28 protein-coding genes are annotated in these 25,613 nt (G+C 44.7%); 23 read left to right on the top strand and 5 right to left on the bottom strand.

Annotation, left to right across the window (positions count from 1 at the left end):
- Nucleotides 1-19: 19 nt before the first annotated feature.
- Nucleotides 20-628, top strand: coding sequence for a potassium-transporting ATPase subunit KdpC (kdpC, locus tag MKX35_RS00735; RefSeq protein ID WP_076300181.1), 609 nt, complete (start codon nucleotides 20-22; stop codon nucleotides 626-628).
- Between the two features lie 200 nt (nucleotides 629-828).
- Nucleotides 829-3,153: a histidine kinase gene (locus tag MKX35_RS00730; protein WP_076300142.1), complete on the top strand. Its 2,325-nt coding sequence runs from the start codon at nucleotides 829-831 to the stop codon at nucleotides 3,151-3,153.
- 201 nt (nucleotides 3,154-3,354) lie between these two features.
- Here the strand turns inward: MKX35_RS00730 and MKX35_RS00725 are convergent, their stop codons facing one another.
- Both MKX35_RS00725 and ytxJ read right to left on the bottom strand, forming a co-directional pair.
- Complete coding sequence (locus tag MKX35_RS00725; RefSeq protein ID WP_042184561.1) at nucleotides 3,355-3,594, bottom strand: glutaredoxin family protein; 240 nt, start codon at nucleotides 3,592-3,594, stop codon at nucleotides 3,355-3,357.
- Nucleotides 3,591-3,917, bottom strand: a complete 327-nt coding sequence (gene ytxJ / locus MKX35_RS00720) for a bacillithiol system redox-active protein YtxJ (RefSeq protein ID WP_076300143.1) — start codon at nucleotides 3,915-3,917, stop codon at nucleotides 3,591-3,593. The genes MKX35_RS00725 and ytxJ overlap by 4 nt, the downstream gene beginning before the upstream one ends.
- A gap of 227 nt (nucleotides 3,918-4,144) precedes the next feature.
- On the opposite strand from ytxJ, the gene MKX35_RS00715 reads away from it, so the two are divergent.
- The 9 genes from MKX35_RS00715 to MKX35_RS00670 all read left to right on the top strand — a co-directional run bounded on the left by MKX35_RS00715 (nucleotide 4,145) and on the right by MKX35_RS00670 (nucleotide 12,310).
- Nucleotides 4,145-4,867, top strand: coding sequence for an SDR family NAD(P)-dependent oxidoreductase (locus MKX35_RS00715; protein ID WP_076300144.1), 723 nt, complete (start codon nucleotides 4,145-4,147; stop codon nucleotides 4,865-4,867).
- A 42-nt stretch (nucleotides 4,868-4,909) separates the two neighbouring features.
- The gene (locus MKX35_RS00710) at nucleotides 4,910-5,545 is read left to right on the top strand and encodes a ThuA domain-containing protein (protein ID WP_076300145.1); all 636 of its coding nucleotides are present in this window, start codon (nucleotides 4,910-4,912) and stop codon (nucleotides 5,543-5,545) included.
- 148 nt (nucleotides 5,546-5,693) lie between these two features.
- Complete coding sequence (locus MKX35_RS00705) at nucleotides 5,694-6,086, top strand: MerR family transcriptional regulator (protein ID WP_076285912.1); 393 nt, start codon at nucleotides 5,694-5,696, stop codon at nucleotides 6,084-6,086.
- Nucleotides 6,087-6,124: 38 nt separating this feature from the next.
- Nucleotides 6,125-6,451 (top strand): thioredoxin family protein, encoded by a 327-nt coding sequence (locus MKX35_RS00700; RefSeq protein ID WP_042184566.1) that lies wholly within the window; start codon nucleotides 6,125-6,127, stop codon nucleotides 6,449-6,451.
- Nucleotides 6,452-6,666: 215 nt separating this feature from the next.
- Complete coding sequence (gene sigJ, locus MKX35_RS00690; protein WP_076300146.1) at nucleotides 6,667-7,542, top strand: RNA polymerase sigma factor SigJ; 876 nt, start codon at nucleotides 6,667-6,669, stop codon at nucleotides 7,540-7,542.
- An 85-nt stretch (nucleotides 7,543-7,627) separates the two neighbouring features.
- The gene (locus tag MKX35_RS00685; protein WP_076285910.1) at nucleotides 7,628-8,065 is read left to right on the top strand and encodes a carboxymuconolactone decarboxylase family protein; all 438 of its coding nucleotides are present in this window, start codon (nucleotides 7,628-7,630) and stop codon (nucleotides 8,063-8,065) included.
- Between the two features lie 181 nt (nucleotides 8,066-8,246).
- Nucleotides 8,247-9,989 carry a spore germination protein gene (locus MKX35_RS00680; RefSeq protein WP_076300147.1) on the top strand — a complete coding sequence of 581 codons (1,743 nt, stop codon included), beginning with the start codon at nucleotides 8,247-8,249 and terminating at the stop codon, nucleotides 9,987-9,989.
- 27 nt (nucleotides 9,990-10,016) lie between these two features.
- Nucleotides 10,017-11,108, top strand: coding sequence for a GerAB/ArcD/ProY family transporter (locus MKX35_RS00675; protein WP_076300148.1), 1,092 nt, complete (start codon nucleotides 10,017-10,019; stop codon nucleotides 11,106-11,108).
- On the top strand, nucleotides 11,105-12,310 hold the full coding sequence (locus MKX35_RS00670; RefSeq protein ID WP_076300149.1) for a Ger(x)C family spore germination protein: 1,206 nt from the start codon (nucleotides 11,105-11,107) through the stop codon (nucleotides 12,308-12,310). Before MKX35_RS00675 ends, MKX35_RS00670 begins: the two co-directional genes overlap by 4 nt.
- A gap of 20 nt (nucleotides 12,311-12,330) precedes the next feature.
- Here the strand turns inward: MKX35_RS00670 and MKX35_RS00665 are convergent, their stop codons facing one another.
- The gene (locus tag MKX35_RS00665; protein WP_076285906.1) at nucleotides 12,331-13,215 is read right to left on the bottom strand and encodes a CHAD domain-containing protein; all 885 of its coding nucleotides are present in this window, start codon (nucleotides 13,213-13,215) and stop codon (nucleotides 12,331-12,333) included.
- Between the two features lie 177 nt (nucleotides 13,216-13,392).
- Between MKX35_RS00665 and MKX35_RS00660 the strand changes: the two genes are divergently transcribed.
- Nucleotides 13,393-14,322: a lipoate--protein ligase family protein gene (locus tag MKX35_RS00660; RefSeq protein WP_081382978.1), complete on the top strand. Its 930-nt coding sequence runs from the start codon at nucleotides 13,393-13,395 to the stop codon at nucleotides 14,320-14,322.
- A 71-nt stretch (nucleotides 14,323-14,393) separates the two neighbouring features.
- On the opposite strand, the gene MKX35_RS00655 is transcribed toward MKX35_RS00660, so the two are convergent.
- The gene (locus MKX35_RS00655; RefSeq protein ID WP_076300150.1) at nucleotides 14,394-15,173 is read right to left on the bottom strand and encodes a carbon-nitrogen family hydrolase; all 780 of its coding nucleotides are present in this window, start codon (nucleotides 15,171-15,173) and stop codon (nucleotides 14,394-14,396) included.
- 163 nt (nucleotides 15,174-15,336) lie between these two features.
- Between MKX35_RS00655 and MKX35_RS00650 the strand changes: the two genes are divergently transcribed.
- From MKX35_RS00650 to MKX35_RS00615, 8 genes are all read left to right on the top strand, one after another.
- Entirely contained in the window at nucleotides 15,337-15,765 is a 429-nt protein-coding gene (locus MKX35_RS00650) for a MarR family winged helix-turn-helix transcriptional regulator (protein ID WP_042184581.1), read from the top strand.
- A 36-nt stretch (nucleotides 15,766-15,801) separates the two neighbouring features.
- Complete coding sequence (locus MKX35_RS00645; RefSeq protein ID WP_042184583.1) at nucleotides 15,802-16,443, top strand: nitroreductase family protein; 642 nt, start codon at nucleotides 15,802-15,804, stop codon at nucleotides 16,441-16,443.
- 27 nt (nucleotides 16,444-16,470) lie between these two features.
- The gene (locus MKX35_RS00640; RefSeq protein ID WP_076300151.1) at nucleotides 16,471-16,764 is read left to right on the top strand and encodes a putative quinol monooxygenase; all 294 of its coding nucleotides are present in this window, start codon (nucleotides 16,471-16,473) and stop codon (nucleotides 16,762-16,764) included.
- A gap of 173 nt (nucleotides 16,765-16,937) precedes the next feature.
- Nucleotides 16,938-18,506, top strand: coding sequence for a phospholipase D-like domain-containing protein (locus tag MKX35_RS00635; protein WP_076300152.1), 1,569 nt, complete (start codon nucleotides 16,938-16,940; stop codon nucleotides 18,504-18,506).
- Nucleotides 18,507-18,567: 61 nt separating this feature from the next.
- Nucleotides 18,568-18,945 (top strand): hypothetical protein, encoded by a 378-nt coding sequence (locus MKX35_RS00630; protein WP_076300153.1) that lies wholly within the window; start codon nucleotides 18,568-18,570, stop codon nucleotides 18,943-18,945.
- Between the two features lie 73 nt (nucleotides 18,946-19,018).
- Entirely contained in the window at nucleotides 19,019-19,345 is a 327-nt protein-coding gene (locus MKX35_RS00625) for an ArsR/SmtB family transcription factor (protein ID WP_042123860.1), read from the top strand.
- Between the two features lie 99 nt (nucleotides 19,346-19,444).
- Nucleotides 19,445-21,223, top strand: coding sequence for a SulP family inorganic anion transporter (locus tag MKX35_RS00620; RefSeq protein ID WP_076300154.1), 1,779 nt, complete (start codon nucleotides 19,445-19,447; stop codon nucleotides 21,221-21,223).
- A gap of 231 nt (nucleotides 21,224-21,454) precedes the next feature.
- Nucleotides 21,455-22,156, top strand: a complete 702-nt coding sequence (locus MKX35_RS00615) for a DUF1361 domain-containing protein (RefSeq protein WP_076300155.1) — start codon at nucleotides 21,455-21,457, stop codon at nucleotides 22,154-22,156.
- On the opposite strand, the gene MKX35_RS00610 is transcribed toward MKX35_RS00615, so the two are convergent.
- Entirely contained in the window at nucleotides 22,153-22,470 is a 318-nt protein-coding gene (locus tag MKX35_RS00610) for an MGMT family protein (protein WP_042184593.1), read from the bottom strand. The genes MKX35_RS00615 and MKX35_RS00610 overlap by 4 nt on opposite strands.
- Before the next feature lie 222 nt (nucleotides 22,471-22,692).
- Here MKX35_RS00610 and MKX35_RS00605 point away from each other — a divergent pair, with 222 nt between their 5' ends.
- The 3 genes from MKX35_RS00605 to MKX35_RS00595 are packed head-to-tail and all read left to right on the top strand — an operon-like array spanning nucleotide 22,693 to nucleotide 25,608.
- A complete protein-coding gene (locus tag MKX35_RS00605) occupies nucleotides 22,693-24,243 on the top strand; it encodes a spore germination protein (protein ID WP_143759526.1) in 1,551 nt (516 codons plus the stop codon).
- Nucleotides 24,240-25,403: a Ger(x)C family spore germination protein gene (locus tag MKX35_RS00600; protein WP_076300156.1), complete on the top strand. Its 1,164-nt coding sequence runs from the start codon at nucleotides 24,240-24,242 to the stop codon at nucleotides 25,401-25,403. The genes MKX35_RS00605 and MKX35_RS00600 overlap by 4 nt, the downstream gene beginning before the upstream one ends.
- Nucleotides 25,396-25,608, top strand: a complete 213-nt coding sequence (locus tag MKX35_RS00595) for a hypothetical protein (protein ID WP_143759527.1) — start codon at nucleotides 25,396-25,398, stop codon at nucleotides 25,606-25,608. Before MKX35_RS00600 ends, MKX35_RS00595 begins: the two co-directional genes overlap by 8 nt.
- The last annotated feature ends 5 nt before the right edge of the window (nucleotides 25,609-25,613 follow it).

Below are 25,613 nucleotides of genomic sequence, written 5' to 3'. Positions count from 1 at the left end.
CGTGAATAACGGAAACTCCATGGAGGACACTGAAGAGCAGTTATCATCATCGAAAGGTGCTTATTTCTTTATTATTGTGCGACTAAGTTTAGTATTTATTGTTCTCTGCGGAGTGATCTATCCTCTGACAACTACAGCGCTTGCCCAGGTTCTAATGCCGTCGCAAGCGAACGGCAGCTTGCTTAAGAATGATGCTGGAGTAGTTGTAGGCTCGGAACTCATTGGGCAGAACTTTACGAACCCAGGACTATTTCATGGTCGTGTGTCTAGTATTGAGTATAAAGCAGAAGCCTCAGGGTCCAATAACTACGCTCCATCCAATCCGGATATGCTGCAGCGGACAAAGGATTTCATTACGCAGTGGAAGCTCGATAATCCGGATGTGCCCGTGAACAAATTGCCAGTTGATTTGGTCACCAACTCGGGTTCGGGGCTTGATCCGCATATCACACCAGCTTCAGCAATGGTGCAGATTCCTCGGATTAGCAATTTAACCGGTATTCCTGCATCGCAGCTGGAAGAGCTCGTAAATAAGCATACCGAGGGTCGTGACTTAGGGTTGTTTGGTGAAGAACGGGTCAATGTGTTGAAGCTGAACATGGATCTACTGAAACTAGCGAACAAATAAATATAGTAAATATCCCTGCCAGATTACTAGAATCGGGCAGGGATATCTTGCTTTCTAGAATATAAGAAAGTATAAGTTTCACATTATACATCATCCTTATATTTCTACGAGAAACGGCTGTCATCTTTGAAGGACGACAACGTCGTTGCTCCTTGGAACAGAAGGGTACATGCATGATCGGTTATTAAGGAGTGGTCTTGATGGGAACATACCGGAGGAAGACGCCGGAGGAGCTGCTGCTCTCTATCTATGAGCTGCATCGGGGACGTCTGAAGATCTATATCGGTCCGGTCAGTGGGTCGGGCAAAACGTATCAGATGCTGCGTGAGGGCCAGGCACTAAAAGCGCAGGGAATCGATGTTGTGATCTGTGCGGTTTCGACGAATCAGAGTCCAGAAACTAAGGATCAGCTGGGCGATTTGGAACGGATACCAAGTATTCATTGGTTTCAGAAAGATATAGAGAAGAAGGATCTTGATGTAGAAGCTATTGTGGCACGTAATCCAGAAGTTGTGCTAACCGATGGCTTGGCCCACCAGAATCGCGAGGGTGCGGAGAGATCTGGAAGACTGGACGATATCAAATACTTATTGAGCAATGGGATTAGTGTCATCACAACTGTAAATGTATACGAACTAGAAGGTGCTGCGGATCTGGCACGGAAATGGACCGGGATTGAGGTAGAGCATTCTCTTCCCGCTGAGGTGCTTACCCTTGCCGATGATATCGTTCTAATTGATGTAACTCCAGAAAAGATACTTCAGCGCTTGTCCGATGGACATTTAGGTAAACGCCAGCAGAGATCGCTTTTTAATAAGGGTAATTTAAGCAAGCTGCGGGAGCTGGCACTTCGGATGGTCGCTGAGGATGTTAATGATTCGCTGGAGAAACACCGGGAAGAACAAGGGTTGCAGGGAGCTTCGGGGATCGCAGAAAAGGTGTTGGTATCTGCGCAGTATTATTGGAACGGCTCGATCCATATCCGACGTGGACAGCAGATTGCCAAGCGGTTAAATGGGGATCTGTCAGTGGTGTCATTCTGGAAGCAGGGTCTTACCCTTTCTAAGGAAGCAGCTACCTTTAAGCGTTCCCTCTGGAAGCTGACCGAGAAGATTGGTGCCTCTATGGAGGAGATCACCTTTCGCTCGAAGCGGGAGATCCCACGTCTGTTGGTAAAATACGCGATCGAACACAATATTACCCGAATCGTTATGGGACACTCCAAGCAGACCGCTTGGCAGGAATTATGGAAAGGCTCAATCGCTAATTCGTTACTGAAGCAAATCCGAGGTGTGGATGTGTTCTTCGTGGCGGATCGCGCAGACCGTGAGGGAGAACGTGTACTTCCAACCCGGCAGACTCGTAATGAACGGAAAGCGGATGCCTATCACAGGTTAAGCAGTCAGGAAGTAAAGGATAAAATCGATGCGATTCGCGGAGGAACCTTTAAGGTATACATTGGGGCTGCTCCTGGTGTGGGCAAGACTTACAAGATGCTGCGTGAAGGGAACGATCTCTTGAAGAGAGGGATCGATGTCGTGATAGGGCTCCTGGAGACACATGGCCGCAAAGAAACCCTTGAACAAATCGGCGATTTGGAGACCCTTCCGCGTCTACGTATGGAGTACCGCGGGACTATCCTTGAGGAGATGGATACGGCAGCAATTATTAAGCGTAATCCAGAAGTCGTGCTAGTGGATGAACTCGCTCATACCAATATGCCAGGCAGCAAACATAAGAAGCGGTATATGGATGTTATGGAGCTGCTGGATGCGGGAATATCTGTGATTTCTACCGTGAATGTGCAGCATTTAGAAAGTCTGAATGATGCCGTAGAGCAAATTACAGGAGTTAGAGTAAGGGAGACTTTTCCGGACAGCATTCTACAGCGGGCAAATGAGGTAGAGCTTATCGATGTATCACCCAAGACGCTTCAAGAGCGAATGAAGGATGGAAAAATATATGCCATGGCCAAGGTGGATCAGGCGCTGGGGGCTTTTTTCAAAATCGGGAATTTGATCGCCCTTCGGGAGCTGGCGTTGCGGGAAATTGCTGATGATGTTGATGAAAGGTTAGAATCTTGGGAACGTGTTGGTTCGTTACGGGGACCTTGGCGGCGTCAGGAAGTAATATATGTGTGTATCACCTTGGGGGATCATGCGGAGCGTTTAATTCGGCGTGGTTTTCGGATTGCATATCGTCTAAAAGCTTGCTGGTATGTTACGTATGTGCAGGAATTTAAACAAAATGGACCCGTATATGATAAACGTATAAATGATTTAAAGGAATTGACGGAACGACTGGGTGGGACGTTTAAGATGATTCCTAACGTACTTCCCGCACGAGTGGCGTCCTTGCTGCTTGAAAGATCTCAAGCTTTGCAGAGCACTCAGATTATTATCGGTCAATCACAACGCTCATGGCTGCGAAAAAGTATCCGCGGCGATGTTACCAAGCAGATTCTGCGTTCTGCCAGAAACGTGGATGTGCTGGTCGTGGCAGATCTCATACGTGAGGAAGCATAGACTATGACTAACAAGTAAAAACGCCTTCGGCGTCCCTAAAGGACGGTAAACGTTTATGCGAGAAATATAAGGATAATGTATAGCATGAAAATTATAGATTCTTATATTTTGAAAAAGGGTACCTTCAAGCCGATTGGCTATGAGGATACCCTTTTTTGCAGCTATGAATTACATCATGTACTGAATAGTTTAATGGCTTAATTATTGGGCAGCTTCGATGAGTGCTTTGAGCGCAGGAAGATTAAATCCCTTGATCGCTTGATCCCCTGCTACAGTGACAGGAACACCCATGAATCCAAGCTTCTCAACTTCCTCTTGATAGACTGTGCTGGTCATAACATCTCTTACTTCAAAAGGGACACCCTGCTCCGTAAGATAATTTTTAACCAAATTACAGTCACTGCACCCTGCGGTTGAATAGACAATCACTGGCTCACTCATTGGTTCACAGCCTCTTTGATAGCATCTCTTGTAATTTTCCAGTGGGAAGTGTTCCAGCGAACCTCATTGTCCTCAAGCAGGAAGAGTTGTGGAGATTCATGTTTGATGCCAAAATCCTCAGCAATTTGATTGGAAACGGGACGATCCTCGATGACTAAGACCACTGCAGCGGCAGTATCCGCATCCTTTAGATAAGCCTGAAACTCTTCATTAGCTTTAGCACTAATCGGGCAGGTCGTGCTGTGTTTGAACAGCAGCTTCTTGCCAGACTTAGCTACATATTGCTCAAGATCCTCCAGCGTATGGAGTTGTTGAATAGACATAGATATCACCCTCCTGGGATCGTTATTTTGCTAACAATTGTGTTGTTAACAACCTGTAATCATGATTGTAACATATATCAAAATTAAAACAAAAAGGATTCTAAAAGGCTTGCACAAGAGGCGATATACCTGAAACCAATCGCGTTGAAAAAAAGAGTACAGCATGCTAAGGTGAAAAGAAGCAACATGCCTAACCATATCGCTACGAGATAGGAGTGTTCAGAAGAATGAAGAGAGTTGCATGTGTAACTGGAGCTGATCGGGGGCTCGGACTGTCGCTTGTACGTTCGTTGCTGGCCAAACAGTTCTCAGTATTTGCAGGACAGTTTTTAAAAGAATCGGAAGATTTGAAAGCGCTTAAAGAGCAATATCCTGAACAGTTGGAGCTTATCCCCCTAGATATCAGCAATAAAGATAGTGTGAAGCAGGCTGCAAGAGTGATAGCCAGTAAAACTGGATATGTCGATATGATTATTAATAATGCAGGTATTATTCGTTCTGCTGATAATGCTACTGTGCTGGTGGAGCTGGATGATGAAGGCATGGCAGAAATATATAATGTAAATACGCTTGGCGCGTTAAGAGTCAGCAATGCACTGATGGGACTATTACTACAAAGTGAGGATAAATTAATCGTCAATATTTCATCGGAGGCAGGCAGTATTGCCCGAAATAAGCGTATCAACATGTATGGCTATTGTATGTCGAAGGCAGCACTGAATATGCAATCCTCCTTGATGCACAATCATCTGAGAACGCTTGGCGGTCAAGTAATGGTGTTCCATCCTGGCTGGCTGCAGACTTATATGCATGGTAAGAAGGATGAGCAAGCGGAAATGACTCCTGAACAGTCCGCGGAGCAGATTATCGACCTTGTTCTGGATTATAAAAAATATATGGGCGAGGAACCAGCCTATCTGGATACGGATGGCAGCTCATGGCCGTGGTAGAACGGATATTTCAAAATAGATAAGAAGAAAGGCGCTGATAACATGTCTACACTAAAAGCACTCGCACTCGGAAGCTACTCGGAGGTTAAATATCACCCCTTTGCTGGCGTGGACCGGGAGATCGAACAAATCCTTGCGAATGACTTACAGGTTTTTTCTTCAGAGGATTATGCACTTCTCAATAAAGAAACGATGTCTGACTACAAGCTGGTAATCTCCTACACTGAATTTTCTGATGACAAAATCCCCGCGGAACAAAGTGGTGCTTTGCTATCTTATGTGGCTGGCGGGGGCGGACTACTAGTGGTACATAACGGAATTTCCTTACAGCGCAATCAGGAGCTTGGTGCTATGCTGGGCGCACATTTCACCCATCATCCAGAGTATACTTCGCTGCAGATGTCCATACCCGCACGAGAGCATCCCATTATGCAGGGAATTGAAGAATTTGTAATTGAGGATGAGCCGTATTATTTTGAGATGCATCCTTATTTCGAAACGACGGTGCTCGCTGAATATTCTCATGAGGGAGCTATGCGCCAAGCGGCTTGGTGTCACGAATTTGGCTTGGGCCGGGTTGTTTATTTAATGCCAGGGCATCATTTACCATCATTCTCAGTAGAACCATTCCGCGAAATGATTCGTAGAGGTGGGCTTTGGGCAGCAGGATTATTGTAGAATATAAGCGGCGGATATACTTGTTGTAAGATTATAAATGAGTCCAACTGTGGGATAACTACGGTTGGATTTTTTTTGTTGACTCTTACATTGATGTCAGGGTTTATACTGGTGTAGAACAATTCTCATGAACCCCGGGGAGATTGCTATGAAAATAGGTGAGCTTGCTAAACTGACGGGCGTAAGCGTCCGTTCAATTCGTTATTATGAGAGTCAGGGATTAATTTCGCCGATCCGTCAGGCCAACGGATATCGGGAGTACTCTCCGCTCGCTGTGGAGACGGTAGAAACGATAAAATTATATTTGAACCTGGGTCTGTCCACAGAGCAGATCGCGGGCTTTCTACATTGTGTTTTGAAGAACAAAGAAGCTTTCTGCGCAGAAGTGATGCCACTATACCGTAGCAAGCTTGAGGATATTGAACGTCAGCTTGTAGAACTGAATCAGATCAAACGCAATTTGGAAGAAAGAATGGCCTCTATCTTGCAAGAGCAGAACGAGAGTAGTTTAGAGGCATGTACACTGGAGAGTTTGGAGTAGGTACTGCTGGAGTTGAAAACTTTGAGGAGGAATGACAAATGGCTATTACAAATGCAGATAGCGCTGATTGGGTACGAGCAGAGATTCGCGGTGGTGGAACGGTTTTGGTAGATTACGGTGCGCCATGGTGTCCCCCTTGCAAGGTGCTGTTGCCTCTTTTGGAAGATCTTCATCAGGAATATGGAGACGATGTCTCTATTGTGAAGGTGAATTGTGACGAATTGCCGGATCTGGCTGGGGAAGCTGGTGTTATGGGGATGCCTACAGTCATTGTATATAAAGATGGGCAGCCAATGGAAAAGTTGGTTGGCTTACGTCCGATAGCAGCCTACCAAGGGATATTGAACAAGGTTATTCTAGCATAGGGAATTGGAATTTAGTTGTATTTTGATGCTATATTAATCTCAAGCTGAGAAGGCATTAAGAAGCCTCATCCGGATATTTTCCTGCGTGCACTAAATAGGCTAGACATGAAGCCCTAGGAGAGCGTCTACATTGTTGATCATCCGCTGAACGATGTAGACGCCGCGGTGAGCCGTGACGGTATGAAAGGCACAGCTTTGGAAGGAGTCTAGCACGTATGGATTTTCAGGTCGCATATACCAACTATCACTCTCTGCTGAAAGCAATCGCTTACCGTATGACCGGCTCTATAGCAGATGCAGAGGACCTCGTTCAAGACGTATTCATCGAGTACAGCAAGCTACAAACAATAGATATCACCCATCCGAAAGCTTACTTAATCCGTATGACAACAAATCGTTGCATCAACTATATGCAATCCGCTCGTATAAGGAGAGAGCAATATGTCGGCACATGGCTGCCGGAGCCGCTCGTCAGCTTTACGAATGGAGGCGGCGATAATCCTGCTGATCTTTTCGATCACGATGAAAATGTATCCTACGCCCTGCTCGTCATGCTGGAACATTTATCGGCTGTCGAGAGAGCCGTCTTCATCTTGCGCCAATCCTTCGCTTTCGAATATAGCGAAATTGCCGATGTATTAGGAAAATCAGAAGCCAACTGTCGAAAAATATTTAGCCGCGCTAATGATAAGCTGCATCAACAATCGCCAGTTCTGCCAAACAACACGGCTCAGGCAACACCTCTTGCGACAGCATTCCTCGCAGCTGCTCGAGGCGGCAACGTCGATGCGCTTGTCAGCCTGCTGACCGAGGACGCGCTGCTTACGTCGGACGGCGGCGGTAAAGTTCGCGCAGCGATCTTCACTATTACGGGCAGAGATCGTGTTCAAGCTTTCATTGGAGGCGTCATTACGAAGGGATTCCTCGGAGATTCGCAAAGGATGGTGCTACTTAACGGCCAGTTGGGCATCGTCATCTATCGGGATGGCCGGCCGCTTAAGACAATCAGCTTCCAGCTTGATGCGGCCGGGGAGCGGATCGAGCATATTTATATCGTACTCAATCCCGATAAATTACAACGAATGGGGTAACCTGTCACAAACGGAGCTTTTGCATTGTCTTATTAGTGAAACAATCAAAAGATAACCGGTCTACAGCCGGAGAGGAGCTATCCCCATGGAACAAAGAATGGATCTGGCCGGTGAAATTCCAGCCGCATACAAAGCGATGATGGGTCTTGAAGCGTTCGTACAATCGACAGGCATGGAGAAGTCGTTATTGGAGTTAATCAAAATCAGAGCATCACAAATTAATGGCTGCGCCTTCTGCATCGATATGCATACGAAGGATGCCCGCAAGGCAGGCGAGTCGGAACAGCGCATCTACATGCTGAACGCATGGCGTGAAGCGCCGTTCTACAGCGACGAGGAGCGTGCAGTGCTTGCGCTGACCGAATCAGTTACACTCGTGACGCAAGGACATGTACCGGACGATGTCTATTCGGAAGCGGAGCGCCATTTCGATACTAAGCGACTTGGCGAGATCATCATGGCAATTGTTACAATCAATGCATGGAATCGCATCGCGATCACCACTCGCATGATGCCGCAATAAACTTTAATTACGTCAGCCGAACGTCCAAAGCTAGCATCCGACACTTTACAGATACAATAGAGGTATAAGAACATATGAAGTTTAACTTAGGGAGACCCCATACTGTGGGGTCTTTTTTGTATGCATGAATTATCCATCTTCGGTAAAAAATACGGTCACAGCTATAAAGGAGGTGTTAGGGGTGTGGAATGAGGTAATAGAATTAATTCCAAGTTGGGGTGTGGTTTTCCAAGGGATTATGATTTTCTGTGTCCCTTTCTTCCTGCTTCGTACAATAAGCTGGGCTAAAGCTAAAGAAGACAGGATAACGACTAGAGCGGAAAAAGCTACTGGCAGCAAAGGTGGAGGTGTTTCTTCCGTAGAAAACTCTGGAGAAACAAGCATTTTAGAAGGGCCGGTGAAGCAGTCTAGCTCGAATGTAGTAACTAAGGATAAGGGGAAAAGAATAACTTATAGTGGCCATTTTGAGGATGATTTGCAGAAATTCAGAGAGATCAGCGCCGATATGCATGATGTGAATGTAAGGGAGTTGCGAATCGGAAGCATAAAGACAAGAGCAGCACTTTTTTACGTAGACGGGCTAACGGACAAAGACAAAATGGATCAGAATATATTGAAGCCGTTAATGAATGCGTATCAGCCTTTTAAGGATATGAATTCCGTACCGGCTGCGAAAGATCTACAAGATATTCTCATCCACGAGATCCTGCTTATCTCGGAAGTTGAGCTTACGGATAATGCAAACCTCTCCCTTCAGAAGGTGTTATTTGGATCTGCCGTGCTGCTCGTGGAGGGGATATCAGAAGTTTTTGTGCTTAGTAGTCCAAAGGGGGCTACAAGAGGGATTCAAGAGCCAGAATCTGAAGCAGTCTTACGGGGCTCACGGAGCGGATTTAATGAAACTTTAAGCGACAACACGGCAATGCTGCGTAGACACGGGCAGAGTACGGAGCTAGCGATGATTTCTTTTACTCTAGGAAAGAGAATGCAGAAGGAACTCATCTTAACCTATATCAAGGATATTGCGAATGATGAGCTTGTAGAAGAGGTTAAACGAAGAATTAAAACGATAGATATAGATGATGTTCAAGAATCTGGTTATGTCGAACAATTGATTGAAGATAATAGTTATAGTCCCTTCCAGCAGATTCAGAATACAGAAAGACCAGACCGCGTAATGGCAGCACTCCTGGAAGGAAGAGTAGCTATCTTAATTGATGGTACTCCCTTCGCGTTGATTATGCCGGTTACCTTCGGGATGTTACTGCAATCTCCAGAGGATTATAACGATCGCTGGATGGTAGGGTCGCTGCTACGTCTGTTACGTTTTTTTGCGGCAACGATATCACTGTTTGCGCCGGCACTATATATCTCCTTTCTCTCGTTCCAACCCGGATTGATTCCAACGAAGCTGGCCATTTCCATTATTGCCTCCAGGCAAGGCGTTCCCTTCACTGTATTAATCGAAGCATTGATTATGGAAACCTCGATTGAAATTTTACGGGAGGCTGGACTTCGTTTGCCTAAACCTATCGGTCCGGCGATGGGGATTGTCGGCGGTTTGATCATCGGCCAGGCCGCGGTAGAAGCAGGAATCGTGAGTCCAATCCTAGTCATTGTAGTATCAATTACTGCTGTTTCTTCCTTCTCTATGCCAATGTATAGTGCTGGGATGACGCTTCGTATGCTCCGGTTTGCGGCTATGTTTTTTGCAGCAATCTTTGGATTATACGGAGTGGTACTTTTTTTTCTTTTGCTTAGTAGTCATTTAATTAAGCTGAAGAGTTTTGGTGTTCCCTATCTTGGTCTGGCAGTCCCGAATAGAACAGTCAATTGGAAAGATTTTATATTCCGTATGCCTTTGCAATTTTTAACCGGGCGGCCTACATTGTTGAAACCCAAGGACCCTTTGCGTAAAGGGTGAAAAGTCTAGGTGAAGGAGGAAGAGAACATGAGCGCCGAGGTAAAGGATCGAATAACTGCTGTTCAAGCGACGATCATTCTAGCCAATTATACGATTGCGGCAGGGGTACTTACGCTTCCTCGGACCATTGTAGAGGCCAGTGGTAGTCCAGATGTATGGATAAGTATTTTTTTAGGGGGATTAATCTCCTTTCTGTTAGGCTTGATCATTGTGAAACTTAGTCAAAGGTTTCCAGGCCAAACTTTTTTTCAATATATCGGGAAGATCATCGGCAAACCACTCGGAGTGGTTCTCTCAATAGGAGTCATTGGGTATTTTCTCAGTATTGCCGGCTTTGAGATACGTTCGGTGCAGGAAGTGACCTCTTTTTTTCTACTGGAAGGAACACCTCCTTGGGCGATAGTAGCTGCTTTTATATGGATCGCCTTCTATTTATGCAGAGGAGGAATTAATGCGATCACTAGCATGTGCAGACTCATTGTTCCGATTACCTGGACAGTGTTTCTAGGGGTTTGTCTGCTTAGTTTCGAAGTTTTCGACCTCAATAATCTACTTCCAGTACTTGGAGATGGTTTGGAACCCGTGTGGAAAGGGATCAGACCAACCATCCTAACCTTTACAGCTGGAGAAGCAATGTTGTTCGTTGTTGCTTTTATGGATAAGCCTCAAAAAGCAGTAAAGGTAATCATAGCTGGAACCTGTATATCGACGATATTTTATATCATGGCAGTTGTAGCGACCATAGGTGCCTTTTCTATAGATGGAGTTCTCACAAGAACCTGGCCGTTTCTCGATCTTGTACGAAGTTTTGAGGTGAACTATCTCATCTTTGAAAGATTTGAGTCGTTGTTGTTAGTGATATGGATTATGCAGATTTTTTGTACCTTTTGTATTGCAATTTATGCAGCGGCTTTAGGATTGTCCCAAGTGATCCATAAAAACTTCAAAAGTTGTTTGTTAGCTATTCTTCCGGTTGTCTATGTAATTTCTAGAATTCCACCAAATGTGAATGCTCTGTTTGCTTTAGGAACAGGTATCGGTGATTCTATGCTTATTCTATTCGGATTGCTTCCGTTGCCATTGTTAATTATCACATACTTCCGGAGGGCTGCTTCATGAAAAAATGGAGGTTGTGGATTGTACTCACTGTACTATGTTCTCTGTTATCAGGCTGCTGGAGCAGCACACCGATCGAGGAATTAAACATGCAGATTGGTGTTGCGCTGGACAGTGCGGAGGAGTCAGGAGGCGAGGAAGTAGCTATTCCGGAAGGTGGGAATCATGTGAAGCCTACAAAAATAATAAGCACCTATCAATTTACGATTCCACAGGGGTCGGGAGGGGCCGTCATGAAGTCTGCTTCGAATTCATCCTCCATCAAGAATTACTATAATATGAGTGAAACTAGCGATTCTATCTTTGAAGCGCTACGGCAGCTTTCACTGCGTACTAGACGCACTCCGATAGGCCATCACCTAAAGGTCATTGTGATTAGTGAAAAACTCGCGCGTTCCAATAATCTTACTAAACTCATAGATTTCTTTACTCGGGATAATGATATCCGTCCGAGTGTTATGTTATTTGTCAGCAAGGGAATGGCCAAGGATGTATTGGAAAATGCACTGCCGGGTCAGACTCCTGCATTTGTACTTGAAGGGATATTCAATAACAGAGACCGTAATATGGGGATATGGGAGCCGGTAACTTTGGCCAAAGTAGTTGGTCCGCTGCAAGCAAAGAAAAGCTTCTTATTGCAAAATGTTATTCCTATAGATCATGAGACAAAGCTATCAGGAGCAGGTGTAATCAACGGGGAAACGGGAAAGCTTGTTGGCTTTTTGGATGAGTCGGAGTTGGAGGGGATGGCCTGGCTGACCGGGAAGGGGCAAGGAGGAGTGCTTAAGACGTATAATCCGGATAACAATGACCTCTTAACCTATGAGGTTAAAACCATGCATAGCAAGATCAAAGCCAATGTGAATAATGGTCAGATCTCTTTTAACGTGAAAATAACATCTACAGGTAGATATGCTGAGGTCTTTGCCGAGAAAGCGAAGAAATTACACGACGGAATTGTAAAGAAGGATAAAGCCTTGCTGCAGAAGCGTGTCCTAGAAATAGTGCAAACTACTGTAACAAAGATGCAGAAGGAACTGCATACCGAAGCTGCCGGTTTCGGCACCAGTCTACATAATCAGCATCCAGCCGTATGGCGGAGCGTCAAGGATAACTGGGACGAAACCTTCAGCCAAATTCCGATTACCTATGAAGTAAATGTGAATATAGAAGAATACGGCGCATCAGATACAACGGCTGAATAGAGATTGTAAAAGATTCAGAGTTACTTCATTTGATGTGTGAGCGGTATGACATCATTTTGGTGCAGCGCATCGAGTACTTCGGTTTTTAATTGTTCGGTAAAGGTATTCCATGTTTTTTTGCCGACATTCAGCTCTTCTCGCCCAATAGCATTTAGTGTTTCCAGCCAAAGGCGTTTATCGTTTATCAGCCCGAGCTGATCTTGGATCTGCTTATATATTTCCTCATGGGCATGAAATTTTTGATTTAACGCAAAAGAGGCTGCACTAGCGGTATATCGCAGTTCCTTAGCAGCCATCCTCAGCTCATGCAGTGAGTCGAAGGCTGCTTCTGATTCGGCATCTTGTCCACGAAATATAGCCTTGCAAGCTTTTTTCTTCTGCTCGTAAGCTACCTCAAGTTCGCGCATGACAACGTTGGCATCTTTTTTCGCTACCAGGGCCTCTAGCTGTTCACTTAGGAAAGCTTTCCACTTCTCATCCAGATCCTCATTGATTAGCTTAGGTAGCTCATCGGCCAGCTTTTTACGATAAGTTTTGCGCTTGTCCTTTTGGTGGTCGATCACAGCCTTCAACAGTTCTGCTGTCTTTGTATCGCCGTTTTCCTTGGCGTGTTTACGTTTAGTCTTGAACGATTCAATCAGAACGTCTGCATCTCTGACCTTACCTAATCTCTTTTGGGCTTTTTCAAATAGGGGGTATAGCCCTAGAGTATGACCAGGGTCGAGAATGGAAAGCAGTGTTAACAGCTTACGGCAGTTCACTCTTGCTTGGTGAATGTCCTCGTCATCGAATTTGCTAATTGCATCATGGCAGTAATCCCAGAAATCAATATACAGCAGGTTAAGTGCCTGTTCCCATTGTCTTGTCTTGGTTAACTGTCGTTCCTTCATCACTTCCACTGTCATGCGGCATCACTCCTTAACGTTGTGTATAGCATGAACCTAAGGCTACCCCCTATTCGAGCTGGGGCATGTTCGTATACTATAAGGATAGCGTTATCATAACCTCATTTCAATTCTGATTTCGACTAGCGAGGCAGAACGATTACAATATCACGGATAATACGGGAAAGAGGGGAATCGGTGGATACTCGGGAGTACGATGCAATGATCAATGGATCTGTTGATAGAAGTAAAGAAGTCATCGGACTTCCTGCAGAAATGGGACTTTTCCAGCATCTAATCTTAAAGGATGACAGGATAGATGCGGAAGCAAAGGGCTTCGGGGAGATGTTGATCCCGTTCGCCTTTGAAGAGACCCTTTGTAGGGATGTCGGAGCGGGACTTGTTCCTCCTAGTCTGCACCTATGGAGTCATTCTGGGGGTGTTGTGCTCGGCCTACGGGACAGCAAGCTTCCGTACGCGGCGCAAGCGATGGCTAAGTTGGAGCAGCGAGGCATTCGTACAGCGGTGAGACATTCCGGCGGTGCTGCGGTGCCTCTGGATGATGGAATTGTTAATGTTTCGCTAGTTCTCCCCAAAGGACGTGGAAAGCTTGACTTTCATGATGACTTTAGGCTTCTGGCTTCTCTGATCACTGAGGCAGTTGCTATGAGTCATCCACAGGCTGCGGCTCAAATTGAGGCTGGTGAAATTGTTGGTTCTTACTGCCCGGGGGACTTCGATTTGGCGATCGGTGGGCGGAAATTTTGCGGCATTGCTCAGCGCAGACAAAATAATGCCTATTTCGTACATGCATTTGTAGTGGTTTCGGGTTCGGGACAGGAACGTGGTGAACTCATCCATAAATTCTATGAGCAAGCCTCTGGAGGAGACTCAGCATTATCTTATCCACGGGTTCGTCCAGAGACGATCGCTGGGCTTGGCGAACTAGGTGGACCGAATGCGACTGAAGTATTTGCCGAAGGTATTAGACAAGCATTAGCCCACCGTGGAGTGGTGCTTAAATCCTCTGACAGGCTACAGCAGGAGACCGGATATTTCCTAGACTATGAAGATCCGCGTGTTCTGGATGCTGCGCGAGTCCTGCATGAACGTTATGCCCAAGGATAAATGGATATTGAGCATCATTAAGAAGGACGTAACAGAAATCTGGCGAGAGGCCAGCATCTGTTACGTCCTTTTTAAGCATATAAGTCGGGACGTCTGTCTGCAAAAATCGGGATTTGTGCTCGAATTTCACGCACCATATGTAAATCGATATCCCCCGTTAGGATTTCTTCCCCTTCAGAAGCTTCACATAAAATATCTCCCCAAGGATCAATTATCATAGAATGCCCAGCAAAGGTATTGTTAGGATCGCTTCCTGCACGGTTGCAGGCTACTACATAACATTGGTTCTCGATCGCTCGGCTGATCAGTAGTGCACGCCAATGAGATAGCCTGGATAATGGCCATTCTGCACTGACAAACAAGATTTCTGCGCCTTGTGCGGTATGGGCACGAACCCATTCTGGAAATCGGATATCATAACAGATTAATCCGGCACATAACGTGCCCTCCAATGTGAAGAGGCCTTTGTCTTCTCCAGGCTGCAAATATAGATGTTCATCCATTAGCTGAAACAAATGTAGCTTACTGTATTCGCCAACGAGTTTTCCAGTTCGATTAAATACAAACATACGATTAGTTACACCGGAGGCGTTCTTGCTAGCGACTGAACCAGCGACGATATTGATGTTGTATTGTCTGGCTAAGCTGGAGATGAATTCCTTGGTAATTTCTCCTTCTGGATCGCCAATATCTTCTAGTCGGGTCAGATCATAGCCAGTGGTCCAAAGCTCAGGGAGAATAAGACAGTCGGGGGCTGTGGCGGCCGCTACACTAATTTTATTTGCTACAGCAGCATAATTCATATCGGGTTTGCCAAATGCTATATCCAGCTGAATCAGGGAGATTCTCATAGGATTCCTCCTTTTTGTTCAAGACTATAGCACCATAAGAGGATAAGCAATGTTGATTTTTAAAAAATGATTTGATATATTAGTTGACGGGTCAATGATTATCAGTTAGTATAATTTTATACAAAACAATTGCATACAATTAAATTTATAAAGGAGGTATATTTTGACGGAGCACTATCCTGAGGAAGACCGCATATTTGAACTGCTGCAGGCATTAAACAAGGGAATCTGTCCGAAATTCGAACGATGTGCTGGCATTAGTCCCACACGGCTTCGCCTCCTGCATGAACTATTCCAGGTGGATGAAGTCAGCCAAATTACGCTGCAAAAGGGCATGGATATAGATGCGGCCGCCGTCACTCGGCACTTGAAAGGGATGGAAGAGAGTGGTACGATCACTCGCCGCAACAACCCAGCAGATAACAGGGTTACATTGGTCTCATTAACGGATCAAGGGCGGGAAAGAATGATTCAATATGGCGAAGAGAAGAGACGATTTGTCGCTACTCTGCTTACTGGATTTAACGATCAGGAGCGAAAAGTGCTCATAGATATGCTTAATCGTCTGCAATCTAATATCAATCTGTTGTAACTACCAAAATTACACACTCAAAGGAGAAATACACATATGAACGCTACACAAACACAAACCAATGATTTTAAAGAAATTATTACGGGTCGCCGCTCTATCCGCAAATATGATCCATCCGTTAAGATCAGTAAAGAAGAGATGACTCAGATTCTTACGGAAGCGACTCTTGCACCTTCTTCTGTAAATATGCAGCCTTGGCGGTTTCTTGTCATTGAAAGTGACGAAGCAAAAGCTACTTTAGCTCCTCTTGCTCGCTTTAATGGCGTACAAGTTGAAACCTCTGCAGCTATGATTGCCATCTTTGGTGATTTGAACAATTTCGACTACGCTGAGGAGATTTATGGTACAGCTGTTGAACGTGGACTAATGCCTGCTGAAGTAAAAGAAAACCAATTAACTAGATTATCTGCTCACTTTGCTACCTTGCCACGTGAAGTTAACAAAGATACTGTGCTTATTGATGGTGCTCTTGTTGCAATGCAATTGATGCTGGTTGCCCGTGCACATGGATACGATACAAACCCAATTGGCGGTTATGAAAAAGATCAAATCGCAGAAGCGTTTGGCATGGAAAAAGATCGTTATGTTCCTGTAATGTTGCTTTCCATCGGTAAAGCTGTTGATGCAGGTTACCCATCTGTCCGTTTGCCTATCGATAAGATTGCTGAGTGGAAATAATACTTTATACCTTAGGAGGAAAATGCAATGATCATTATCCATGCAGTACTTAAAGTGAATCCGGAACGTCGCGAGCAGTTTTTGGCGGAGTCCAAAACACTTCTCACAGCTACTCACACTGAAGAAGGAAATCTCTCTTACGAGCTGTATGAGAATGCTGGAGAAGCGAACTCATTTATTATGGTGGAGACTTGGCGCGACGCTGAAGCCGTATCCAGCCACAATACGAGCGCTCACTTTACCGCGTTCTCAGCTAAAGCTGGTGAATTCTTGGCTGCGCCACTAGACGTAAAAGTATTTAGCGCAGAGCAAGTGAAATAAGTTATCTCGATTCTTAGTGAATCCTGGTTGATCTTAAACAGGGATGTTCCATAGCCATAATGGCTGCGGGGCATCCCTGTTTTTTATGTTCCCCGTTTATAAGGAGGAGTTCAAGGGTATCTATCCTTACCTTGATACATGTGCACTCACAATAAAGATAGGGGATCTTACATATGGAAATACAGAAAAATATGATCGATATCGTGAACTATTATTTATCAGGCGGTTCACTTGTCTGCATTATGGGCGAAGCAGGAGAAGAGGCAGAGCGCAGACTAATGGGGATCGATCTGGAGGCGGCTAGAGCATACCGACAGTCCATTGGCGGAGTCATTACGGAGGCTCAGCAGCTATTTCAGGTTCCTGGCTTTAGCCCAAGATTGCTGGGGCAACTTATTGAAGTATTAGGCAGATTAGATTCAGACAAGCTAAAAGTTCTGGCCCCGCAAACCACATGGAATAACCAAGTAGATCCTTACGTGAATGGACCCGAGTGCCTAGGGATGATACTAGAAGAAATAAAGAAGGCACAGCATTATATTCACCTGTCCGTGATGCTCTTCTTTAATGAACGTTCAGGCAATCTGGTTGCAGATGAATTATTTCACGCCCTTAAACGGGGGGTGAAGGTACGGATCATGGTCAATTACACGCTGACAGCTTTAGGGTATGAGAACAATCTGGCGTTTGGTCAATTTTCCAAGATTTCTGAAAGGCTCGAGAATGCAGGAGCTAAGCTGTTGAATACCTTCAATTCTTATTATACAGCCGTAGAATGGCGTGTGAAGCGGAAGGCGCTGAAGCAACAAGGCGTACCTGAAAGTATCCTGTTCTTACAGGATAAAGTACAAGAGGACGTTGAAATCACTGGGCTGAATGTCATTGATCATCGGAAGTTTATGGTCATTGATGGGGTAACCTCTATTATTGGCAGCCTGAATATTGGAGATCAATACACGTACGTGACGCCTGTTCAGGCATCTTCCTCGATCAGTATAGAAGGACATCTACAGGGGATTCCTAGTAAAAAAGAGGAGTGGCATGATGGCTGCTTCCGGATCCGTGGCGCGGCGGCGCAGCCTTTAAATGCTAAGTTTCATTCCCGTTGGTTACTTCTGGGAGGTGATCATTTTGACGTGGATGATGCCTTCTACCATCCGAATGTAAATTATCATTTTGGGGAGGAAGAATGTACACTGTTTGCAAGCTTTCCGGGTAATCCAGTTAACTTAATTCAGCAATACTATTTGAATTTAATTACCTATGCGACTGAGGAGACGGTGATTGTAAATCCTTATTTGATTGATCAAGAGTTTTGGGATCGGCTGGGGGAGCTGGGGCCAGACTGTTCCTGTCATCTGAGCATCTGCAATCCGCTGAAGGTTAATGATCATCCTACCAATACTGCGGCGGTACGAGGCAATATGTATAAGCCGTTTCTCAATGGGGTTTCCTTTTATGATTACAGCTTCACAGGTCGTTTTTCACATTGGAAAATAACCTATGACCATAGATCACGGGCGGTATTTCATGGCTCCTACAACATCAATGAGAGAAGCGCCTGCCACGATTTCGAGCTGGGAATACTGGTGAAAGGGGAGGCCTTCGCAGCACGGATAAAGTCTATGATCGATTATGATCTGGGTGTCTCACGGAGAATTACGAAGAAAAGTGAGTTCTTTAAGCATCCTTGGCTGCATCCTAGTATGTATCTGAACAAGGTTACTCAGAATTACACTTGATAATATCGGTTCATTGTCATGTATAATGATCGTTATAAATTATCAAGGTGGAATAATAGCTATGAAAATCAAAATTACAAAGAGTGGCATGAAAAAGGATGAGGTATTCTTTCGCACAGAGTTTGGCGAGGGTCGGGGGATCTGGTGCGGAGCTCCTGTGGAGCCAGATACGGAAACAGATGTGGAATTCGAGCTTTCGGAGCTGCTGATGAGATGGGTGGATATTCTGCCTGTACCTACTAGTGAGTTCAATACAAGGTTAGAGGGAGATAAGGTTGTTTTTACCGGTGTGCTGGAGAATATTGAAGAGGACGGAACAGGATTTTTGCGAATAGGTGAAAGTTTAGTGATGTTCGAGTGTCTCGGTGAGCCTATGGCGCTTGGTGTGTTTGTAGAAGTACAGGTTCGTAATGTGAGCATCTACCCCTTGAGTATTTGACGCTTATCAGGGACTAAGATAACATACAAAGATGACATTAGAATCAGAAGTAAGCTATGAGGAGTAGAAGTCTATGAACACCGAAATTCAGCAATTTAAGACCGAATTCTTCAAGGCGCTGGCTCATCCAATGCGAATTCGTATACTGGAACTGCTCAGCGAAGGTGAGAAGAATGTGAATGAGCTACAAGCCATTCTAGGATCAGAAGGTTCTGCTGTATCCCAGCAGTTAGCTGTTTTACGCGCTAAGAATGTAGTAGCCAGTGTAAAAGAAGGTACCACTGTGATCTATTCGTTACGTGATCCTCTAATTAAAGATCTTCTGGTCGTAGCTAAACAAATATTTGATAACCATCTGGTGAATACCATTTCATTGCTCGAAGGTATGCGCGGAGAATAAAGGAATAACATTATTTTGGCGTTGACAACAGTTGCGTCCTAGAGTAATGTTCTTCTTATATTCAAATAATCAGATATTTAAAGAAAAGAAGGTTTGATCATGACAGGGTGGGGCCGATATAAAGGCTACAACATGAATGCATTTCGCAAGGATTTGATTTCGGGAACAATCGTTGGTGTTATTGCCATTCCTTTGGGGATGGCATTTGCTATTGCATCCGGTGTAAAACCGGAGTATGGCATTTACACGACAATCGTTGCCGGAATATGTATTTCATTGTTCGGAGGATCAAAATTTCAAATTGGTGGGCCAACAGGTGCTTTTATTCCTATCTTGTTTGCCATTGCGATGGAGTATGGTTATGAGAACTTACTTATCGCTGGGATGATGGCAGGGGTTATTCTAGTTCTCATGGGATTATTAAAGCTGGGTGTATTGATTAAGTTTATTCCGAGGCCAGTAACGATTGGTTTCACAGCAGGGATAGCGGTCATTATCTTCACCGGGCAGATTGCTAATTTCCTTGGATTAAGGAATATAGAACGGCATGAGAGCTTTGTAAATAACATGAAAGAAATAGGGCTTCATATATCGACGATGAATGGATACAGTATTCTGACCGCCGTGATTTGTCTTGCCGTCGTTATCCTAGCGATTCGATTCGCTCCGAAGGTGCCTGGATCATTGGTAGGTCTTCTGTGCGCGACTGTGATTGCTGCGTTATTCTTTAGCGGCAAAGTGACTACGATTGGCTCTGCTTACGGAGAAATCCCTAATACCTTACCGAGCTTTCGATTTCCGGACATTACTTGGGAACGAATTACCCTGCTAATTCGTCCGGCATTTATCATTGCAATGCTAGGTGCTATAGAGTCATTGTTATCCGCTGTTGTAGCGGATGGAATGACAGGCAGCCGCCATAATAGTAACCGAGAGCTGATCGGTCAGGGGATCGCAAATATTGCTGCTCCATTGTTCGGGGGCATACCAGCGACAGGAGCAATTGCTAGAACAGCGACGAACATCAAGAGTGGCGCTGTTTCTCCGATCTCGGGGATCGTTCACGGTGTTGTGGTGTTTCTAATTCTCCTGTTGCTCGCACCCTATGCTTCCAGTATTCCTTTAGCTGCGATGGCACCGATCTTAATGGTAGTAGCTTGGAATATGAGTGAGCGCAAAGAGTTCCTTCATCTGCTTAAGATCAAGACCGGCGATTCCTTGGTGTTATTCATCACCTTCTTGTTAACGATATTTGCAGATTTAACGCTGGCTGTAGAGGTGGGATTAATTCTTGCGGTTATTCTGTTTGTGAAACGAATGGGAGAGGTTCATTTGGTAGCCAAAGTGCTGCCTGATCCGAAGTCCGTTAAGGTAGAGGCACATATGGTTACGGAGAGTCATGACTGTCCGCAAATTGGAATTTACACGGTGGAAGGTCCGCTGTTTTTTGGCGCTGCTTATCGATTCGATGACACTATGCCAAGCTATGGTTCAGATCAACCTAGAATTATATTAATGCGGATGGGGAAAGTACCGTTCATGGATACCACTGGAGAATCCAATTTAGCAGAGCTGGTGCGGCATTTACAAGCTGTTGGAGGGAAACTTATGATCTCAGGTATTCAGCCACAGCCGCTTGAGCTACTCAAGAGAACTGGACTGTATAGTACCATAGGTGAGGCTCAGTTTTATCCGCACACCGGGGAAGCCATTAATGACGCACTTAACAGCATCGATTACAACAAGTGTATTGGATGTAGCCATGCCGCTTTTAGGGAGTGTACAGCGTTCTCCTGTCTGGAAGAGGCGGGAAGTGTGCGCGGTCTGAAAGGGCGTAAGAAACCTGTAATTGCACCTGAACTAAATAGTGGTCTTTGAGTGAAATAGATAAGAGTCAGCCCGGACGTTCCTGCGTCCGGGTTTTTCTGTTCAAATATAAGAATTTAAGTTTCACATCATATATTATCCTTATATTTCTCGCTTAAACGCTTATCGTCCTAATAAGGACGACAAAGGCGTTTATGCTTGAGATTGGACTTGGGAATGCCAAATTTGTACAATTGGGTATAAGTTAAATGTAAACTATCTCGATAAGGAGAATATAAGCTCATGAAGGAATTGAATTATCCGAAGGTGTTTATGCTCTTGGTAGGTCTGTCTGTGGCGACATTGGCCGTATATCGTGTAGTGTCACTACAGACGGATTCGTTTTATGCATTTTTACTCTGGAATTTATTCCTGGCTTGGATTCCGTTCCTGTTCTCTATGGCTGCTTATGAACTGGATAAAAGGAAGATAGGTGGATTGCTGCTTGTTCCGCTAGGCGTCGCTTGGCTGCTGTTCTTTCCGAACGCGCCTTATCTCATGACGGATCTGGTGCATCTGACGATAAGAAAAAGCAGATATATCGTGGATGGCACCATTCAGAATCGGTATTGGTATGATCTGGTTACCCTCTTATTGTTCACTTGGAGCGGATGGTTGACTGGTTTCTTCTCTTTATACCAGTTCCAGACGGTTGTTTATCGCAAGAGCAGCCTGCTGTTCTCTTGGATATTCGTATTCGCAGCATGTGTACTTGGGGGGTATGGTGTCCTGCTTGGCCGAGTCTACAGGCTGAATAGCTGGGACGTACTGACGGACCGGCATCAGTTGTACCAACTGGTTATGGACAGCTTGAATCGACAGTCGGTATTTTTTAGCTTGTTCATAGCGTTTGTATTGCTGGTTATCTACGCTACGATGTACTGTTTGCTGAATGGTCTTGGAACCAGTGAAAGAGGAAGGGGCGCTAAGCGCATACGTGGTTAATCCATAAATTCGGGATCAAATTGGTATTGCTTCAGATCTACCACACCTTTTTCATTAAAAATAATCCCTTCCTCCTGCAAATAAAGCTTCTGGAGGGAGTTGGATTCATCTTCAGTCAAGGCGATCATTCCTTTGGCGTTGATAACCCGATGCCAGGGAAGCTTATATTTTCTACTCATGGAGTGAAGGATACGAACTACCTGCCTTGCGCCTCTTGGGCTTCCTGCCGCACGAGCAACGCCTCCGTAAGTCATCACTTTTCCTTCAGGTATAGATTGTATGATACGAATCACTTGTTCTGTAAATGGTGTCATAGGGAGCTCCTATCTCTTATTTTCATCAAATTATACCAGATGATCACTACAATCATAAACCATTCAACATGCCGCTGCTAAAGCGGCTTTTTTTTATTTTAACGGATGGAGTTTACTCTCCTTTGCGAAGAAGTTGATCCCTTTACAGTATAATTTTGGCGGATAGTATTTAGTGAGATGGGGGATAATTTCTAGGAAACTATTGTGACAGGAGTGACTACTGTGGAGGAACAGACAGCAGGAGGTAACCGCAAAGATTCTCAACAAAATACGACGTCTGGGCAGACTCCGAGTACGTCACTAGATGAAATGATGAACCTATTTCGGCAAATATTCAAGGATGATGGGACACTTAGAATAAGGGTGATAAATAATGAGGGCAGTGAAACTCTTCGTTTTGGGTTAGTTAACGTTGACGGGATGGTTGATAAGCATATGATTCAGGAGGGTGTTATTAAGCCATTGATGGCTTTTGACTTCACCAGAATGGATTATGGCAACCCAGCGGAGCTAATGGAGAAAATTAGGACGCAGGTCATTAACATTTCGGATGTAGTTGCCTCTACAGATTTAAATGAAATGATCAGTGCGATTATAGCTGGCAAGACCTTATTACTGCTGGATGGCTATGCGGGTGTTCTCAATATTAATGCACAAGGCTGGGATAAAAAGGCTATTACGGAGCCAGTGACCGAGAAAAGTGTTTACGGCCCGCGGGAAGGATTTACAGAATCGCTGATAGTTAACCTGACCCAAATCCGCCGAAGAGTACAAGATTCCGACTTGAAGTTTATTTTTAGCAAGATCGGATCACGTTCTAACACACAGATATGCATTTGCTATATGGAAAGCCTAGTATCACCAAATATTGTTAAAGAATTGCAGGATCGGCTTGGGCAGGTAGATATAGATGTTGTTCTCGATACGTCATTTCTTTCGGAATTAATAAGAGACGAGCCATATTCACCTTTTGAGATGACAGGAAGTACAGAACGCCCGGATTCCGTAGTCAGTAAAATAATGGAGGGCAGAGTCGCCTTACTTATGGAAGGTAGCCCGTATGCGATGACTGTACCCTACGTATTTGTGGAGAATTTTCAAGCGAGTTCGGACTATTATATTAACTTTTATTTTGGTTCATTCAACCGAATGCTAAGAATGGTTGGAGCTTTGCTGTCTGTTAGTATTCCGGCTCTATATGTGGCCTTGGTAACTTATAGTCAGGAGATGATACCCACCCAGTTATTGCTCAGCATTTCTACTGCGAGAGTAGCAGTCCCCTTTCCTACAGTAGTGGAGGCCATATTCATGCTAACCATATTTGAAATCCTAAGAGAGGCGGGCGAACGGATTCCTACCTATATTGGGCAGGCGATCAGTATCGTGGGGGCGCTTGTGTTGGGGCAGGCGGCTGTGGAGGCAAGATTAGTGAGTGCCCCAATGATTATTGTAGTCGGTTTAACAGGGATCATGACGCTGCTCAATCCAAGGCTGACGGGTCCGTTAATCATAGTAAGAGCAGTTCTGTTATTTGCAGTTTTTTTTCTAGGAATTTATGGATATTTTCTTGGAATGCTCGGTTTAGTGGTTCATTTGATGAGCCTTCGCTCCTTTGGGGTTCCTTATATGCTAGGGATAGGTTCCATCCGTCCGCAGGACATTAAGGATACAGCTATCAGAGCGCCGTGGTGGCATATGTATCTACGACCGGCAATGATCGGGGCACGAAATATGAAGAGAAAAGGGTCCAACAAAATAGGGAGACGACCATGAACAAGTGGAAAAGGATGGTTCTTGCCATTGTATCTTTGATCGTGCTTATGAGTACTGTGGGTTGTTGGAACTACATTGAAATTGAAGACATGTCAATTGTAGCCGGGGTGGCGATTGATAAAGGGGCATCTGATGGAAAGCTGTTAGTAACTGCTGAAATTGTGGACACGAAGGAAGGCTCCAAATCAAGTCAGGCTGGCTTTAAGATGCTTTCTCTCACGGGGGAGACGATGTTTGATATTGTGCGAGGAATGATCTCTATCACAGGGAAAAAATTATTTTGGAGCCATTCTAAGGCGATTATCCTCAGTGAGGAGATCGCCCGAGAAGGGGTTATCAATATTATTGATTGGTATAACAGAGATACAGAAACTAGATCGGATGTATATATATTTGTCTCCAAAGAGAAGACGGCCCAGGAAATCATCAATCTAAGTAGTTTAACGGAAAGTATTATGGCCTATGCACTTGCACAACAGATGAGATTTGAGAATAGTGTTAGTACTGCTCCCGTCGTGGAAATTTGGGATTTCATTGATAAGTTAGAGGCCTCTGGCGAATATGCTATAGCACCACTTATTTATATTCATGAAACAAACAAGATAAAAAATGCTCGGGTAAGTGGAGCAGCGATATTCTCCATGGATAAAATGATCGGCACGATCAGCGGTGAAGAAACGAAATACATGCTGTTTGCCAATAATCAAATCAAGGGAGGGGTTTTAGCCGTAAATGACAAAAACGGGAAGCCCGCCTTTTCCCTTGAAATTCTGTCCAATAGAACAAAAGTAAAGCCGGTTTGGGTAGAGGGTAAGCTCCAAATGCAAATAAATACGCTAACGCATACCGGACTGGATGAGGTGAAGGTTCCGGAGGAATTCACTAACCGTGATAGCAAGAAAGTTATAGAGAAGCGGGCTGGGGAGGAATTGCGGAAGGCTATCCTTTCTGTTATCCATAGAGTACAGAAAGATTATCATGCTGATATTTTTGGGTTTGGTGAGCTTCTCCATGAGCAAATGCCACAGACCTGGAAGAAGATTGAGAAAGACTGGGAAAAGGAATTCTCTGAAGTGGAAGTCGTTGTGAATTCCGAAGTGATTATTGACAGTAGTGCGCAGACGTCAAGATCTATCAAGATCCATCAAAAAGGTGATTAAATTGGTTGTTGTGGTGGTGTTTATTTATGCGGTTATCGTATTGATTGATCCTTACGGACTGTTAAAACAGGGAATGAAACGGGATTTTTATGTCTGTTCCGCATTATGTCTAATTTCATTTTGCATTGCTTTTGCTTTGGCAATGAAGTGGTCGATCCCTAGTCCTTCACCGTTGCTGGAATTCTGGATCAAAAAGCTATTTTAGAGGAA

The organism is Paenibacillus sp. FSL R5-0923, assembly GCF_038009145.1.
GTDB lineage: Bacteria > Bacillota > Bacilli > Paenibacillales > Paenibacillaceae > Paenibacillus_AQ.
This window is presented reverse-complemented; position numbering and strand designations above follow the sequence as displayed.

Coding starts and splice junctions, on each gene's coding strand:
- kdpC (WP_076300181.1), top strand. CDS start 20: ATGGAGGACACTGAAGAGCAGTTATCATCATCGAAAGGTGCTTATTTC.
- MKX35_RS00730 (WP_076300142.1), top strand. CDS start 829: ATGGGAACATACCGGAGGAAGACGCCGGAGGAGCTGCTGCTCTCTATC.
- MKX35_RS00725 (WP_042184561.1), bottom strand. CDS start 3,594: ATGAGTGAGCCAGTGATTGTCTATTCAACCGCAGGGTGCAGTGACTGT.
- ytxJ (WP_076300143.1), bottom strand. CDS start 3,917: ATGTCTATTCAACAACTCCATACGCTGGAGGATCTTGAGCAATATGTA.
- MKX35_RS00715 (WP_076300144.1), top strand. CDS start 4,145: ATGAAGAGAGTTGCATGTGTAACTGGAGCTGATCGGGGGCTCGGACTG.
- MKX35_RS00710 (WP_076300145.1), top strand. CDS start 4,910: ATGTCTACACTAAAAGCACTCGCACTCGGAAGCTACTCGGAGGTTAAA.
- MKX35_RS00705 (WP_076285912.1), top strand. CDS start 5,694: ATGAAAATAGGTGAGCTTGCTAAACTGACGGGCGTAAGCGTCCGTTCA.
- MKX35_RS00700 (WP_042184566.1), top strand. CDS start 6,125: ATGGCTATTACAAATGCAGATAGCGCTGATTGGGTACGAGCAGAGATT.
- sigJ (WP_076300146.1), top strand. CDS start 6,667: ATGGATTTTCAGGTCGCATATACCAACTATCACTCTCTGCTGAAAGCA.
- MKX35_RS00685 (WP_076285910.1), top strand. CDS start 7,628: ATGGAACAAAGAATGGATCTGGCCGGTGAAATTCCAGCCGCATACAAA.
- MKX35_RS00675 (WP_076300148.1), top strand. CDS start 10,017: ATGAGCGCCGAGGTAAAGGATCGAATAACTGCTGTTCAAGCGACGATC.
- MKX35_RS00670 (WP_076300149.1), top strand. CDS start 11,105: ATGAAAAAATGGAGGTTGTGGATTGTACTCACTGTACTATGTTCTCTG.
- MKX35_RS00665 (WP_076285906.1), bottom strand. CDS start 13,215: ATGACAGTGGAAGTGATGAAGGAACGACAGTTAACCAAGACAAGACAA.
- MKX35_RS00655 (WP_076300150.1), bottom strand. CDS start 15,173: ATGAGAATCTCCCTGATTCAGCTGGATATAGCATTTGGCAAACCCGAT.
- MKX35_RS00645 (WP_042184583.1), top strand. CDS start 15,802: ATGAACGCTACACAAACACAAACCAATGATTTTAAAGAAATTATTACG.
- MKX35_RS00640 (WP_076300151.1), top strand. CDS start 16,471: ATGATCATTATCCATGCAGTACTTAAAGTGAATCCGGAACGTCGCGAG.
- MKX35_RS00635 (WP_076300152.1), top strand. CDS start 16,938: ATGGAAATACAGAAAAATATGATCGATATCGTGAACTATTATTTATCA.
- MKX35_RS00630 (WP_076300153.1), top strand. CDS start 18,568: ATGAAAATCAAAATTACAAAGAGTGGCATGAAAAAGGATGAGGTATTC.
- MKX35_RS00625 (WP_042123860.1), top strand. CDS start 19,019: ATGAACACCGAAATTCAGCAATTTAAGACCGAATTCTTCAAGGCGCTG.
- MKX35_RS00620 (WP_076300154.1), top strand. CDS start 19,445: ATGACAGGGTGGGGCCGATATAAAGGCTACAACATGAATGCATTTCGC.
- MKX35_RS00615 (WP_076300155.1), top strand. CDS start 21,455: ATGAAGGAATTGAATTATCCGAAGGTGTTTATGCTCTTGGTAGGTCTG.
- MKX35_RS00610 (WP_042184593.1), bottom strand. CDS start 22,470: ATGACACCATTTACAGAACAAGTGATTCGTATCATACAATCTATACCT.
- MKX35_RS00600 (WP_076300156.1), top strand. CDS start 24,240: ATGAACAAGTGGAAAAGGATGGTTCTTGCCATTGTATCTTTGATCGTG.